Below are 13982 nucleotides of genomic sequence, written 5' to 3' on the forward strand. Positions count from 1 at the left end.
CCGTGCCGGGCGGGGGACACCGCCGGGATCCGCGGAACCCCTCGGTCGCGGTACGGAACCCGGCCTCAGGCGTCGGTGTGGCCGTGGCGGGCGGCCCAGGCCGCGGCCTCGGTGCGGTTGCCGACGCCGAGCTTGCCGAGCACGTGGGTCACGTGGGTCTCGACGGTCCGCTCGGAGAGCACGAGCTCCTCGGCGATCTGCCGGTTGGTCCGCCCGCCGGCCAGCCGGGCGAGGACCTCGCGCTCGCGGGCGGTCAGCGGCACCGCGGAGCGCCGCGCGTCGCGCAGCCGCGACAGCACGTCCTGCGCGGCCGCCAGCGCGGGCGGCATCCCGAGCCGGCGGGCGGTGTCGGCGGCGCGGCGCGCCAGCCCCCCGGCCCGTTCCGGGTCGCGGTCGGCGAGCAGGCGGGCCAGCGCGGTCTCCGACAGCACCCGGTAGGGCAGGGCGCCGATGCGGTCCTCCATCGCCACGGCGTCGACGAGGCGGCGCTCGGCCTCCGCGGTGCGCCCCAGCGCGGCCGCGACGATGCCCAGCGCGCGGGAGACCGACCCGTCGCAGCGCACCGACCCCGAGCCGCCCGCCACGTAGTGGGCGGCGAACGGCGTCGCCAGCTCCACGGCGCGGGCGGCGGTGTCGTGGTCGTCGAACCGCACGGCCAGCTCGGCGGTGCGCACGACCGTGGTGAGCCAGCGGCCGTCGCGGCGCAGCCCGTCGAGCGCCTGGCGGAGCAGGTCGAGGAAGCGGTGGGCGCGGTCGACGTCGCCCGCGTCGAGGAGGCGGACACCGAGGTCGGCCCAGAAGATGGGCAGGCGGGCGGCGCCGATCCGTTCCCCGCGGTGGGCCAGCTCCCGTACCCGGGTGTGGTCGCCCTGCAGGTGGCGCAGCTCGCTGCGGAAGGCGCCGTCGATCCCGATCGCGCTGCGGTCACCGGTGCGCGCCGCCGCGGCGAGCGCGCGGTCGGCCTGGTCCTCGGCCTCGGGGAACCGCCCGGCGAGCAGGTACCGCGCGGCCCGCAGCCGGTGCGCGTGCCAGGCCGCCAGCGGCCAGCCCAGCCGTTCGGCGAGCGCGTCGAGGTGCGCCAGTTCGGAGTCGACGACCTCGACGGCGCCGAGCTGGAACGCCGCATCCACCCGCCACAGCCGGCCCCACAGCTCGTTGTCGGCCGGCCCGCCGTCCAGCGCCACCATCCGGGCCGCGATGGCCAGCCGCTCGGTGACCCCCGCCGGTCCGCTGACGGCCTCCTGCCGGGCCCGCAGCGCGTCCGACAGCGCCGCGGGCGACCCGCTCTCCTCGGCCAGCCGCAGTGCCTCGGCGCTGTCGGCGTCGAGGTCGTCGTGCCCCAGGACCTCGGTGCGGGCCAGCGCGCGTTGGGCGAGCAGCCGCGCGCGGGCGGCCCGGTCGGCCGGGTCGACGGCCTGCAGGGCGATGTCGCACAGCTCGACCAGGTCGGCGTTGTGCGGCCCGCTGATCCCGCGGACGACCAGCGCGGCACGGACCAGCGCGGCGGGACCGGGGCGCAGTGCCGCCGCCTCCCGGCAGCGCCGGACCGCCTCCTCGGGGCGCCCCGCGGCGAAGTCGGCCTCGGCCGCCTCCAGCAGCACCGCCGCCCGGACGGCCGGCTCGCCGCCGGGCAGCGCGAGCGCGGCGTCGAGCAGCGTCACCGCCCGGTCGAAGGCCGTCGCGGCGAGCGCCCCGGCCGCGGAGGTGCGGCAGGCGCGTACCGCGGCCGCGCGCCCCGCGGCGTCGGTGGCGGCCCGCAGCCGGTGGGTGACGGCCTCGCCCGGCAGCTCCCCGGCCTCGACGGCGTCGGCCAGGCGGGCGTGCCACCGCAGCCGGCGCGCGGCGGGCAGCCGGGCGTAGACGGCCTCGCGCAGCAGCGCGTGCGCCGGGGCGAAGGACAGCGGTCCCTCGGCCGCGAGCAGCCCGGCGGCGACGCCGGTCTCCAGCCCGGCCAGTGCGGCGTCGCCCGGCTCGCCGGTCAGGACGGCCACGTGCTCGGGCGAGCAGCCGGTGCCGGCCACCGCGGCCACCTCGACGGCGAGCCGGGCGGCCGGGTCGAGCCTGGCCAGCCGGGCGGCGGTGCCGTCGGCGAGATCGTCGGGCACCCCGAGCGGCCACGACCCGTCCGCGGGGGCCGGGGTACCGGCACGTCCGGCGTCGAGCAGGGTGGTGAGCAGGGACCCGACCTGCAGCGGGTTGCCCGAGCCGGCCCGCGCCAGCACCGCGGCCCAGGACGGGTGGGCGTCGGCGGGCAGCAGCGCGGCGACGTCGTGGACGGTCCACGGGCGCAGCGTCACCGTGCGGGTGCCGCCGTGGCGGCGCAGCTCGGTGAGGGTGTCGCGCAGGGCCGGTCCCTGTTCGGTGGACCGGTAGGTGCCGACGACCACCAGACCGGGGCGGCCCACGGCCAGGCGCAGCAGGTGCAGGGTGGCCTCGTCGGCCCAGTGCAGGTCCTCCAGCACGACGACGAGCCCGGTGTCCGCCGTCGAGCGGACCAGGCCGTCGAGCACCGCCTCGAAGGCCAGCGTGCGCGCGGCCCTGGCCAGCGACGGGACGTCGGCGGGACGGGGGTCCTCGGCGTCGAGCGCGGCGCGCTCGGGCCGCCCGGCGAGCACCTGCAGCCACGGCCACAGGGGCGGCGCCCCCTCGTCGGGATCGGCCCGCCCGGCCAGCACCGGGCACCGGGCGCCCGCCACCAGCTCGGTGGCCAACCGGGTCTTGCCGATCCCCGGCTCGCCGCCGACCAGCAGCACCGCGGGACCGCCGCCGTCGAGCTCGGCACGCAGCTCGGCGAGCGGCTCGGCGCGGCCGACCAGTGGCCAGGGGGACATTCGGGGATTCTGGGGCACCGCGGCCCCCGCCGTCACGGGCCGGGACGCACCGCGGCCCCCGGCGCGGGGCGCCGGGGGCCGTCGGGGAGCGGTGGACTCAGGAGGTGCCCTGTCAGGAGGTGCCCTGTCAGGAGGTGCGCAGCACGCCCTGGATCTCCAGGGTGATCTGCACCTTCTCGCTGACGACGACGCCGCCGCCGTCGAGCGGCATGGCGATGTCGACGCCGAAGTCGCTGCGGTTGATGCTGGTGGTGGCGGTGAAGCCGGCGCGGGTGCCGCCGTAGGCGTCGGGGCCGAAGCCGCCGACCTCCACGGCCAGGGTGACGGGCCGGGTGACGCCCTTGACGGTCAGCTCGCCGTCGACGGCCAGGTCGTCGCCGTCCTGGCGCACGGCGGTGGAGGTGAAGCTCCACGTCGGGTGGTTCTCGACGTCGAAGAAGTCGGCGGAGCGGACGTGGCCGTCGCGCTGGGCGTTGGCGGTGTCGATCGAGGTGGCGTCGATCTCGACCTGGACACCCGATGCGGTGACGTCGTCGGCGGTGGTGATCGTGCCGGAGAATCCGGTGAACCGGCCGCGTACCTTGCTGACCATCATGTGGCGGACGGTGAAGGAGACCTCCGAGTGCACCGGGTCGATGTCCCAGGTGCCGGCGATGTAGCCGGGGATCTGCGTCTGTGCTGCCGTGGTCATCGAAGCCTCCGTGTTTTGTTGAACTCTCAGGTGTTGAGGGTGACGATAGTTGAAACGGGTTGAGAGCTCAACTATTCCGGGGAGGGTGTCGTGGAGGACACACGGTGGCTCAGCGACGAGGAGCAGCGCACCTGGCGCAGCTTCCTCACGGCCAGCCGGCTGCTGTGGGACCGCGTCGAGCGTCAGCTCCAGCAGGGTGCGGGGCTGCCGCACGCCTACTACGAGATCCTCGCGCGGCTGTCCGAGGCACCGGACCGGACGCTGCGGATGAGCCAGCTCGCCTCGACGTCGCTGTCCTCGCGCAGCCGGCTCTCGCACGCCGTCGCGCGCCTGGAGGAGGCCGGCTACGTGCAGCGCAGGCCGTGCCCGTCGGACCGGCGGGGGCAGCTCGCCTCGCTCACCGAGGCCGGGATGGAGCGGTTGCGGGAGGCGGCGCCCGGGCACGTCGAGGAGGTCCGCGAGCTGCTGTTCGACCGGCTCACCCCGGAGCAGCAGGCCGCGTTGCGCGAGATCAGCGACGTGCTGACCGCACACCTCTCGCCGCAGCCGCTGTGGCCCGCGGCGGTCGACTCGGCCGCGGACGAGTGACCGGCCCTCCCGCGGGGCGGGAGGGCCGGTCGTCCGTGCGGGTCAGGGGAAGGTGATCAGCGGCTTGACGATGCCGTCGGCCTTGGTCGTCATCATCTCGAACGCCTCGCCGATGCGGTCGAAGCCGAAGGTGTGCGTCGTCATCGGGGTGGGGTCGATGCGCCCGGACTCCAGCAGGCGCAGCAGCCGCTTCATCCGCTCGCTGCCGCCGGGGCACAGGCCGGTGTGGATGGCCTTGTCGTTCATGCCGAGCCCGAACGCGTCGAGCGGGAGCTGCAGCGGGGCCGGGTTCTCCCCGTGGTACCCGATGTTGGACACCCGCCCGCCGGCCTTGGTGACGCGCAGGCACGCCTCGAAGGTCTGCGGGAAGCCGAACGCCTCGATGGCCGCGTCGGTGCCCTCGCCGTTGGTCAGGTCCATGATCTGTTCGACCGGGTCGCCCGCGGTGAAGTCGACGATGTCGGTGGCGCCGAACCGCTTGGCCAGGGCCTGCCGTTCGGGCCGGGACTCGACGGCGATGATCCGCCCGGCGCCCATCAGGTGCGCGCCCATCGTGGCGCACAGCCCGACCGGCCCCTGCGCGAAGACCGCGACGGTCTCGCCGAACTGCAGGTAGGCGTGCTCGGCGCCCATGAACCCGGTGGTGAGCATGTCGCAGCAGTACGCGGCCTGCTCGTCGCTGATCGACTCCGGGATCGGGGTGAGGTTGGCCGCCGCGGCGGGCACCACGAAGTACTCGGCCATGTTGCCGTCCATCTGGACGGTGTACTTGTAGCCGCCCAGCGGGCCGCCGCACTGGCTGGTGAAGCCGCGCTGGCAGGCCGAACACCGGTAGCAGGGCGTCACCGCGCAGACGACGACCCGCTGGCCCTCCTCGAAGCCGGTGACGGCCGACCCGAGCTTGTGGATGACCCCGACCGACTCGTGGCCCAGCGTGCGCCCGTCGGGCACCGGCAGCGCGCCCTTGACGGTGTGGACGTCGGAGGTGCAGATCAGGGCCGCGGTCGTGTGGACGATCGCCTCCTCGGGTCCGGGGTCCGGGATCGGCTTCTCCACCACCTCGGTGGCACCGACAGTCTTGATCACGAACGACTTCATGGTCTCCGGCATCGAGAGCTGCCCCCTTCGGGCTCGGGTCCCCCGATCATGCAACGACGTGCATGTGATGCCGGTCTCATCGTGGAACATGATCGGCCGCCGCGCGCCGGTGGTTCGCGGCGCCCGCCGGATAGGCTCGCCGCATGAGTGCGTCGAAGGCCTGCCCGTGACGGCCCGCCGGATCATGGGCACCGAGATCGAGTACGGCATCTCCGTCCCCGGCGACCCCACCGCCAACCCCGTCATCACCTCCACGCAGGTGGTCCTGGCCTACGCCGCGGCGGCCGACATCCCGCGGTCGCGCCGCGCCCGGTGGGACTACGAGGTCGAGTCGCCGCTGCGCGACGCGCGCGGCTTCGACCTGTCCGCGCCCACGATGCACAACCCGGTCGACTCCGAGCTCGACGACCTCGGCGCGGCCAACGTCATCCTCACCAACGGGGCGCGGCTCTACGTCGACCACGCGCACCCCGAGTTCTCCACCCCCGAGGTCACGACCCCGCGCGACGTCGTGGTCTGGGACAAGGCGGGGGAGCGGGTGATGGAGGAGGCCGCCATGCGCGCCGCCACCGTGCCCGGGGCGCCGCGGATTCAGCTCTACAAGAACAACGTCGACGGCAAGGGCGCCAGCTACGGCTCCCACGAGAACTACCTGATGGCCCGCTCCACGACGTTCCCCGCGATCGTCTCCGGGCTCACGCCGTTCTTCGTGACCCGCCAGGTCGTCTGCGGGGCGGGGCGGGTGGGACGCGGGGCCTCCGGCGACGAGACCGGCTACCAGCTGGCCCAGCGCAGCGACTACATCGAGGTCGAGGTCGGGCTGGAGACCACGCTCAAGCGCGGCATCATCAACACCCGCGACGAGCCGCACGCCGACGCCGACAAGTACCGCCGCCTGCACGTCATCATCGGTGACGCGAACATGAGCGAGTACTCCACGCTGCTCAAGGTCGGCACCGCGGCGATCGTCCTGGACATGATCGAGAAGGGCGTGCGGTTCGACGAGCTGCGCCTGGCCGAGCCGGTCCGCTCGGTGCACCGGATCAGCCACGACCCGACGCTCAAGACCACCGTCGAGCTCGCCGACGGCCGGCGGATGACCGGGCTCGACGTGCAGCAGGCCTACTTCGAGAAGGCCCGCGCGCACCTCGGCGACAGCCCCGACGAGGCCACCGCGGAGGTCATGCAGATCTGGGGCGAGGTGCTCGACGACCTGGCCCGCGACCCGATGAGCACCGCCGACCGCCTGGACTGGACGGCCAAGCTGCGGCTGCTGGAGGGCTACCGCGAGCGCGACGGGCTCACCTGGGACGCCCCCCGGTTGCACCTGGTCGACCTGCAGTACACCGACGTGCGGATGGCCAAGGGCCTCTACAACCGGCTCGTCGCGCGCGGCTCGATCAAGCGGCTGGTGTCCGAGGACGACGTGACCGCCGCGATGACGGCGCCGCCGCACGACACCCGGGCCTACTTCCGCGGGCGCTGCCTGGAGCGCTACCCGGCCGAGGTCGCCGCGGCCTCGTGGGACTCGGTGATCTTCGACCTGGGCCGCGAGTCCCTGGTCCGCATCCCCACCCTGGAACCGCTGCGCGGCACCCGTTCGCACGTCGGCGAGCTGATCGACAACTCCCGCACGGCCGAGGAGCTGGTGGAGGCGCTCACCCGCGGCTGACCGGCATCGCGCCGGGCGGATCACGGACTTTCGTCGGTCCGCTGGGATAGGGTTTCACCAGCACGACCTATCGACGGGAGGCGTCATGTCGCAGGAGCAGACCAAGCGTCAGGGTGGCGGCGGCGGGGACGACGACGAGGGCGCCGACGCCGCGGCGGCCGGCCAGGAGCGGCGCGAGAAGCTCGGCGAGGACGTCGACACGATCCTCGACGAGATCGACGACGTCCTGGAGGAGAACGCCGAGGACTTCGTCCGCGCCTACGTCCAGAAGGGCGGCGAGTAGCCGGTCCCGGCTCTCCCGTCCACCCGTACGACCGCACGAGCAGTACCCGCACGAGGAGAGGCGCAGACCTGATCATGTCGTTCCCCGACCCGGGGCGTCGCGCCCCCGTCGGGCTGGACGCGTACCTCGCGCCCGGCCCGTCCTCCTTCACCGACTTCGTCACCGCCCACGCGCCGCACCTGCTCCCCTCCGCGGTGCCCGTCGGTGGTGCCGCGGGCGCGGCGCCCGCGGTGCCGCACGGCACCACCATCGTCGCGCTCGTGTTCTCCGGCGGCGTCGTCATCGCCGGCGACCGCCGCGCCACCCAGGGCAACGTGATCGCCCAGCGCGACATCGAGAAGGTCTTCGTCACCGACTCCCACTCCGCCGTCGGCATCGCCGGGTCGGCGGGCATCGCGCTGGAGATGGTGCGCCTGTTCACCGTCGAGCTGGAGCACTACGAGAAGATCGAGGGCACCACGCTGTCGCTGGACGGCAAGGCCAACAAGCTGGCCGCGATGGTGCGCGCCAACCTCGGCGCGGCGATGCAGGGGTTCGTGGTCGTGCCGCTGTTCGCCGGGTACGACATCGACGCCCCCGACCCGTCGACGGCCGGCCGGATCGTCACCTACGACGCCACCGGCGGCCGCTACGACGAGCTGCTCGGCTACCACGCCGTCGGGTCGGGATCGGTGTTCGCGAAGTCGGCGCTCAAGAAGCGCCACCGCGTGGACGCCGACCTGCCCACCACCGTGCGTACCGCGATCGAGGCGCTCTACGACGCCGCCGACGACGACTCCGCCACCGGTGGGCCCGACCTCACCCGCAAGCTCTACCCGATCGTCGTGTCGATCACCGGTCCGGAGGGCGCGATCCGCCGCCCGGAGACCGAGATCGCCGAGGTCGTCGCCCAGGTCGTCGCCGGCCGCACCGAGAACCCCGGAGGCTGACCCCATGACGATGCCGTTCTACTCGTCGGTCGACCAGCTGCTGCGCGACCGCTCCGAGCTCGCCCGCAAGGGCATCGCCCGCGGCCGCAGCGTCGTGGTCCTCACCTTCACCGACGGCGTGCTGTTCGTGGCGGAGAACCGGTCCACCGCACTGCACAAGGTCTCCGAGATCTACGACCGCATCGGCTTCGCCGCGGTCGGGCGCTACAACGAGTTCGAGACGCTGCGCAACGCCGGGGTCCGGATGGCGGACGTCCGCGGCTACACCTACGACCGCCGCGACGTCACCGGGCGGATGCTGGCCAACACCTACGCCCAGGTGCTGGGCACCTCGTTCGTCGAGCAGCAGAAGCCCTACGAGGTGGAGCTGTGCCTGGCCGAGGTCGGGGCCACCGCCGAGACCGACCAGCTCTACCGCATCACCTACGACGGCTCCATCACCGACGAGCCGCAGTTCGTCGTCATGGGCGGCACCACCGAGCCGATCAGCGCGAAGCTCAAGGAGACCTACCGGCCAGGGCTCCCGCTCACCGAGGCCATCGCGCACGCCGTCGAGGCACTGCAGGCCAGCAGCTCCACGGCCGGCAACGGCACCGCCCAGCCCGCGGTGCTCGGCGTCCGCGCGCTGGAGGTGGCGGTGCTCGACCGCGGCCGGCCGCGCCGGTCGTTCCGGCGGATCACCGGCTCGGCCCTGCGCGAGCTGCTGCCCGAGGCCAACCGCGCCGTCGACGCCCCCGAAGGTTCCGGTGACGTGGGCGGCGACGCGAGCCCGGTCGTCCCGGAGAACGACGTGCCGGAGGGCGGCCCGTCCTGACGAGCGCCCGTCAGGGCGCGGGTGGTTCCGCGCCCCGGCGGGCGATCAGGGCCTCGACCCCGGTGGCCTCGGCGAGCGTGGCCCCCGCCGCCACCGCGGCGAGCCAGTCGGCCTCCCGCCGCGCCACCGCGCGGGTCAGCTCCAGCACGGCCCGCAGCTCCCCGCGCGGCACGACCACGAGCCCGCTGGCGTCACCGCGCACCACGTCGCCGGGGTGCACGGCCACGCCGCCGCACTGCACGGCCACGTTGATCGCGCCGGGGCCCTGGTTGGACCCGGTGGCCGGGTGCGTCCCGCGGGCGAAGGTCGGCAGGCCCAGCTCGTCGAGGCCCTCGACGTCGCGCACCGCCCCGTCGACGACCAGGCCGGTGCAGCCGCGGTCGCGGATCGTGCGGCCCACGATGTCGCCGATGACGGCGGCGTCCTCGCGGCCCCCGCCGTCGATGACGAGGACGTCGCCGTCGCCGACCAGGTCGGGTGCCTTGAGCACGAACAGGATGTCGCCGGGCTTCGTCCAGACCGTCACCGCGGGCCCGCAGAACTCCGGGCCGCCCGCGACGCGGCGCAGCGGCGGCCCGACGACCCCGACCGGGCCGCCGCAGTCGGCGATCTGCGTGGTGGAGAACGCGCGCAGCGCGGCGACGTCGGCCGGGTCCGGCCGCTCCACCGACTCCTGCACGGTCCACTGCCGGGCGTGCGACCTGCTCATCGCTCTCCCTCGCCGCTCACGACGCGCTCGAGTACGGCGGCGGCGAACTGCGGCGCCGCCTCCAGCGGGACGAAGTGGCCGACGCCGTCGAGGTGCCGGAGCTCGGCGGCGGAGAAGAAGTCGTCCAGGCGGTCGGACCACTCGTGCGGGAACAGCGGGTCGTGCTCGGGCCACAGGACCGTCGTCGGCACGGCCAGGCGGTCGCCGGGGTCCGGCGCCCGCTCGACGACCGAGCGCGCGACCATCCCGGCGCCCGCCCGGTACCAGTTGACCGACGCCGTGAACGCCCCCGGCCGGCCGTAGCCGGCCGCGAGCCGGTCGAGCTCGGCGGGATCGGGGGAGTGGTCGGGGCCCGACCAGTGCGACCAGATGTGCTGCAGGTAGGCGCGGACGGCGACCGGGTCGCCGTCGAGCAGCTGCTCGACGAGCGGGAGCTGGTGGAAGGCCTGGTACCAGAACTCCCGCTGCGCGTCGGGCGACAGCACGCGTGTGCCCGCGCCCGGCGTCGGAGGGGAAATCACCAGCGAGCGGACGAGGTCGGGCCGGGTCGCGGCGAGCTCCTGCGCCACCCGCGATCCCACGTCGTAACCGGCGACGACGACGGGGCCGGTCCCCAGCTCCTCGATCAGCCCGGCGACGCTGCGGGCCTGGCCGCCCGCGGCGTAGGCGGCGGGTTCGGCGCCGGCCGGGCGCCCGGTGTCGCCGAACCCGCGCAGGTCGGGCACCACGACCCGGCAGGACCCGGCCAGCCGGCCCACGACGTCGCGGAAGTCGTGGCGGTCGCCGGGCCAGCCGTGCAGCAGGACGACGGTCCCCCCGGGCCCGGGGTGGTCGTCGTAGGCCAGCCGGAACCCCTCAACGGGCGCGGCGAGCGTCCCGCCGCCGGCCGCCGGCGGGTAGTTGCGCAGCTCGACCCCGTTGCCGTCGGGATCGCGCAGGTAGATCCCGGTGCCCTGACCGCGGGCGCCGAACAGGCTCCGCGGTGCGGCGACGCCGTGCTCCGCGGCGAGCGCGTCGAGGTCGGCGTCCACGACCAGCGCCATGTGCTCGACGTTGGTGCCGGTGCGCTCGCCCGCCTGCACGTCGACGATCGTCGTGGCGCTGACCCGCAGCGACGCGAACGGCACCTCCCCGGCCCGCCATCGCTCCAGCCGCAGCGGCTCCAGCCCGAGCACGTCGACGTACCAGGCGATCAGCCGTTCGGGATCGGGGGAGACGAGCACGAGATGATCGAGTCCGGTGACGCGCATGCCCTCGTTCTACCGGTCCGCCGCCCCCGGCGGCACCTCCGCGTTCGGGGCGTTCGGGCAGCGCGCCCGCGGAGACCCTAGGGAAGGAACGGGCGGTCGCGCCCGGTCCAGTTCTCCTCGCGGCGGCGGTAGACCTCGATCGGCTCCTTGGCCACCCGGAACGTGTAGTGGCCCGCCTCCTCGACCACCTCGCCGTCGGTGGCGAGCATGCCCGGCACCGCCAGCTCGACGTCGAACTCGGGGACCTCGCGCTGCCCGTAGACGCGGCTGTGGCCCAGTGCGCCGAGCAGCAGGGACGCGACGGCCCGCAGCCGGGAGAAGCGGACGTCGGCCCGCAGCCAGCGGACGTCGAGCAGGCCGGAGTCGAGCGTGGGCCGCCACGCCGGGACCATGCCGCGCGGGTGGTAGGGCCCGTTGCCGACGAACAGGAACCACACCGTCGTCCAGCGCCCCTCGATGCGGACGGCCACCGGCTCGGCCCGGCTCAGCACCACGACGAGTGCCGCCGCGAACGCGGGCCACTTGCCCCACCGCGGCTGCCACTGCTCGCGCAGCCGCACCAGGTCGGGGTAGGAGCCCAGGCTCGCGGTGTTGAGGAAGTAGCGGACGCGGACCACGGCGTCGGACTCCGGGCCGGGGTGCACCTCCACCAGGGCCAGGTCGACGGCCACGGCCTCGCCCGCGGTGGTGGCGTCGACGGCCTCCTGCAGGTCGTAGACGCCGACGTCGCGGGCGAAGTGGTTGAGCGTGCCGGTCGGGACCACCACCAGCGGCAGCCTGCGCCGCCCCGCGACGGCCGCCGCGGCCGCGACGGTGCCGTCGCCGCCCGCGACGCCGATGGCCAGCGCACGGTCGCCCACGGCCTCCACGGCCTCCACGGCCTCGTCGAGCTGCTCGTCGAGGTCGCGGTCGGGTGCCGCGCGGACGACCACGGCGCGTGGGAAGGCGGTCTCCAGGTCGTCGGCCGGGTCGTGCTCGGGATCGCCCGAGCGCTGGTTGGACACCATCACCAGGCCCTCGCCGTCGTGCAGGACCGGCACGGTGTCGAGCGGGCGGGCGCGGGCCTCGTCGGTGAGCCGCACCGGCCACCAGCGCCGCGACAGCCAGGCGAGCCCGGTGCCCAGTGCGGCGCCCGCGACGACGTCGGAGGCCCAGTGCACGCCGACGTGCACCCGCGAGTAGGCGACGGTCGCGGCCAGCGGCGCCACGGCCAGCCCGAGCCGCGGGCTCTCCATCGCCACCGCGGTGGCGAACGCCGCCGCCGAGGCCGCGTGCCCCGACGGGAACGACGACGACGTCGGCGGGTCGGCGAGCTTCTGGTAGGCGGGCAGCTCGGAGGCGGCCGGACGCCGGCGCGGCAGCAGCGGCTTGAGCACCGCGTTCGCCGACGTGCTGGCGGCGGCGATCGCGAAGACCCCGCGCAGTGCGGCCTTGCGGCTCGACCCCCGCCGCGCGGCGAGGACCGCGGCGATCCCGAGCCACAGGACGCTGTGGTTCGCCGCCGTCGACAGCGTCTTCAACGCCCCGTCCGCCGCGCTCGGCGGGATCTCCGACACCGCCCGGGAGATCGCCCGGTCCACGTCGCTGACACCCTTCGCCCGCCTGATCACCCCCCGACCCTACGGGCGCCGCGGCCCGCGCACGGGACGGGTGACGGGTCGCCGCTCCCGGAAACCGTCCGTCACATCCGTCACGGATCGGGGTTCGTCCGCCTACGCTGTGGGGATGCAGCGGCGGATCTACGGTGTGGAGACCGAGTTCGGGGTCACCTGCACCTTCCACGGCCAGCGGCGTCTCTCCCCGGACGAGGTGGCGCGGTACCTCTTCCGCCGCGTCGTCTCCTGGGGGCGCTCGTCGAACGTCTTCCTGCGCAACGGCGCGCGGCTCTACCTCGATGTCGGCTCGCACCCCGAGTACGCCACGGCCGAGTGCGACTCGTTGGCCCAGCTCGTCAGCCACGACAAGGCGGGGGAGCGGATACTGGAGGACCTCCTCGTCGACGCCGAGCGCCGGCTGATCGACGAGGGCATCGGCGGTGACATCTACCTGTTCAAGAACAACACCGACTCGGCGGGCAACTCCTACGGCTGCCACGAGAACTACCTCGTCGCTCGGGCCGGTGAGTTCAGCCGCATCGCCGACGTGCTGCTGCCCTTCCTCGTCACCCGCCAGCTGATCTGCGGCGCGGGCAAGGTGCTGCAGACCCCGCGCGGGGCCGTGTACTGCCTGAGCCAGCGCGCCGAGCACATCTGGGAGGGCGTCTCGAGCGCCACCACGCGCTCGCGCCCGATCATCAACACCCGCGACGAGCCGCACGCCGACGCCGAGCGGTACCGGCGCCTGCACGTCATCGTGGGCGACTCCAACATGTCCGAGACCACCACGATGCTCAAGGTCGGCTCGGCCACGCTGGTGCTGGAGATGATCGAGGCGGGCGTCCAGTTCCGGGACTTCACCCTCGACAACCCGATCCGCGCCATCCGCGAGATCAGCCACGACCTCACCGGGCGGCGCACCGTCCGGCTCGCCGGGGGCCGTGAGGCCAGCGCGCTGCACATCCAGCGCGAGTACCACGCCCGCGCCGTCGAGCACCTGGCCTCCCGCGGCAGCGAGGACCCGTCGATGACGCGCGTGGTCGAGCTGTGGGGCCGCACCCTCGACGCCGTGGAGGGCCAGAACCTGTCGCTGATCGACCGGGAGATCGACTGGGCCATCAAGCACCGGCTCGTCGAGCGCTACCGGCTGCGCCACGACCTCGACATGGCCAGCGCGCGGGTCGCCCAGCTCGACCTCGCCTACCACGACATCCGGCGCGGCCGCGGGCTGTTCGACCTGCTGCAGCGCAAGGGGATGGTCGAGCGCGTCACCGACGACGGGGAGATCGAGGCGGCCAAGGACACGCCCCCGCAGACCACCCGGGCCAAGCTCCGCGGCGACTTCATCGCCGCCGCCCAGGCCGCGGGCCGCGACTTCACCGTCGACTGGGTGCACCTCAAGCTCAACGACCAGGCCCAGCGCACCGTGCTGTGCAAGGACCCGTTCCGCTCGGTCGACGAGCGGGTCGACCGGCTGATCGCGTCGCTGTAGCCGGCCGCCGCTCCCCGGCCGGGCCGCGGG

At 74.5% G+C, this 13982-nt stretch carries 12 protein-coding genes; 6 read left to right on the plus strand and 6 right to left on the minus strand.

Going from position 1 to position 13982, the window contains the following annotated elements:
• Positions 1–65: 65 nt before the first annotated feature.
• The gene (locus PHY01_RS01695; RefSeq protein WP_141276398.1) at positions 66–2831 is read right to left on the minus strand and encodes an ATP-binding protein; all 2766 of its coding nucleotides are present in this window, start codon (positions 2829–2831) and stop codon (positions 66–68) included.
• A gap of 127 nt (positions 2832–2958) precedes the next feature.
• The gene (locus PHY01_RS01700) at positions 2959–3522 is read right to left on the minus strand and encodes a YceI family protein (RefSeq protein ID WP_141276399.1); all 564 of its coding nucleotides are present in this window, start codon (positions 3520–3522) and stop codon (positions 2959–2961) included.
• A 90-nt stretch (positions 3523–3612) separates the two neighbouring features.
• On the opposite strand from PHY01_RS01700, the gene PHY01_RS01705 reads away from it, so the two are divergent.
• Entirely contained in the window at positions 3613–4110 is a 498-nt protein-coding gene (locus PHY01_RS01705; protein WP_141276400.1) for a MarR family winged helix-turn-helix transcriptional regulator, read from the plus strand.
• Positions 4111–4152: 42 nt separating this feature from the next.
• Here the strand turns inward: PHY01_RS01705 and PHY01_RS01710 are convergent, their stop codons facing one another.
• Positions 4153–5220, minus strand: a complete 1068-nt coding sequence (locus PHY01_RS01710) for an NAD(P)-dependent alcohol dehydrogenase (RefSeq protein WP_141276401.1) — start codon at positions 5218–5220, stop codon at positions 4153–4155.
• A 172-nt stretch (positions 5221–5392) separates the two neighbouring features.
• Here PHY01_RS01710 and dop point away from each other — a divergent pair, with 172 nt between their 5' ends.
• From dop to prcA, 4 genes are all read left to right on the plus strand, one after another.
• On the plus strand, positions 5393–6880 hold the full coding sequence (gene dop, locus PHY01_RS01715; protein ID WP_141276592.1) for a depupylase/deamidase Dop: 1488 nt from the start codon (positions 5393–5395) through the stop codon (positions 6878–6880).
• Between the two features lie 85 nt (positions 6881–6965).
• A complete protein-coding gene (locus PHY01_RS01720; RefSeq protein ID WP_141276402.1) occupies positions 6966–7163 on the plus strand; it encodes a ubiquitin-like protein Pup in 198 nt (65 codons plus the stop codon).
• A 74-nt stretch (positions 7164–7237) separates the two neighbouring features.
• Positions 7238–8092 (plus strand): proteasome subunit beta, encoded by an 855-nt coding sequence (gene prcB, locus PHY01_RS01725; RefSeq protein ID WP_141276403.1) that lies wholly within the window; start codon positions 7238–7240, stop codon positions 8090–8092.
• Between the two features lie 4 nt (positions 8093–8096).
• Positions 8097–8906, plus strand: a complete 810-nt coding sequence (gene prcA, locus PHY01_RS01730) for a proteasome subunit alpha (RefSeq protein ID WP_141276404.1) — start codon at positions 8097–8099, stop codon at positions 8904–8906.
• A gap of 10 nt (positions 8907–8916) precedes the next feature.
• Here prcA and PHY01_RS01735 read toward each other — a convergent pair whose 3' ends face one another.
• The 3 genes from PHY01_RS01735 to PHY01_RS01745 form a co-directional block, all read right to left on the minus strand.
• Positions 8917–9615, minus strand: a complete 699-nt coding sequence (locus PHY01_RS01735) for an RraA family protein (RefSeq protein WP_141276405.1) — start codon at positions 9613–9615, stop codon at positions 8917–8919.
• The gene (locus tag PHY01_RS01740) at positions 9612–10865 is read right to left on the minus strand and encodes an alpha/beta fold hydrolase (protein WP_246085624.1); all 1254 of its coding nucleotides are present in this window, start codon (positions 10863–10865) and stop codon (positions 9612–9614) included. The genes PHY01_RS01735 and PHY01_RS01740 overlap by 4 nt, the downstream gene beginning before the upstream one ends.
• A gap of 77 nt (positions 10866–10942) precedes the next feature.
• Positions 10943–12475 (minus strand): bifunctional phosphatase PAP2/diacylglycerol kinase family protein, encoded by a 1533-nt coding sequence (locus PHY01_RS01745; RefSeq protein ID WP_246085625.1) that lies wholly within the window; start codon positions 12473–12475, stop codon positions 10943–10945.
• A gap of 115 nt (positions 12476–12590) precedes the next feature.
• On the opposite strand from PHY01_RS01745, the gene pafA reads away from it, so the two are divergent.
• Positions 12591–13952, plus strand: a complete 1362-nt coding sequence (gene pafA, locus PHY01_RS01750; protein WP_141276406.1) for a Pup--protein ligase — start codon at positions 12591–12593, stop codon at positions 13950–13952.
• Positions 13953–13982: the final 30 nt, after the last annotated feature.

The organism is Pseudonocardia hydrocarbonoxydans, from assembly GCF_006539565.1.
Classification (GTDB): Bacteria; Actinomycetota; Actinomycetes; order Mycobacteriales; family Pseudonocardiaceae; genus Pseudonocardia; species Pseudonocardia hydrocarbonoxydans.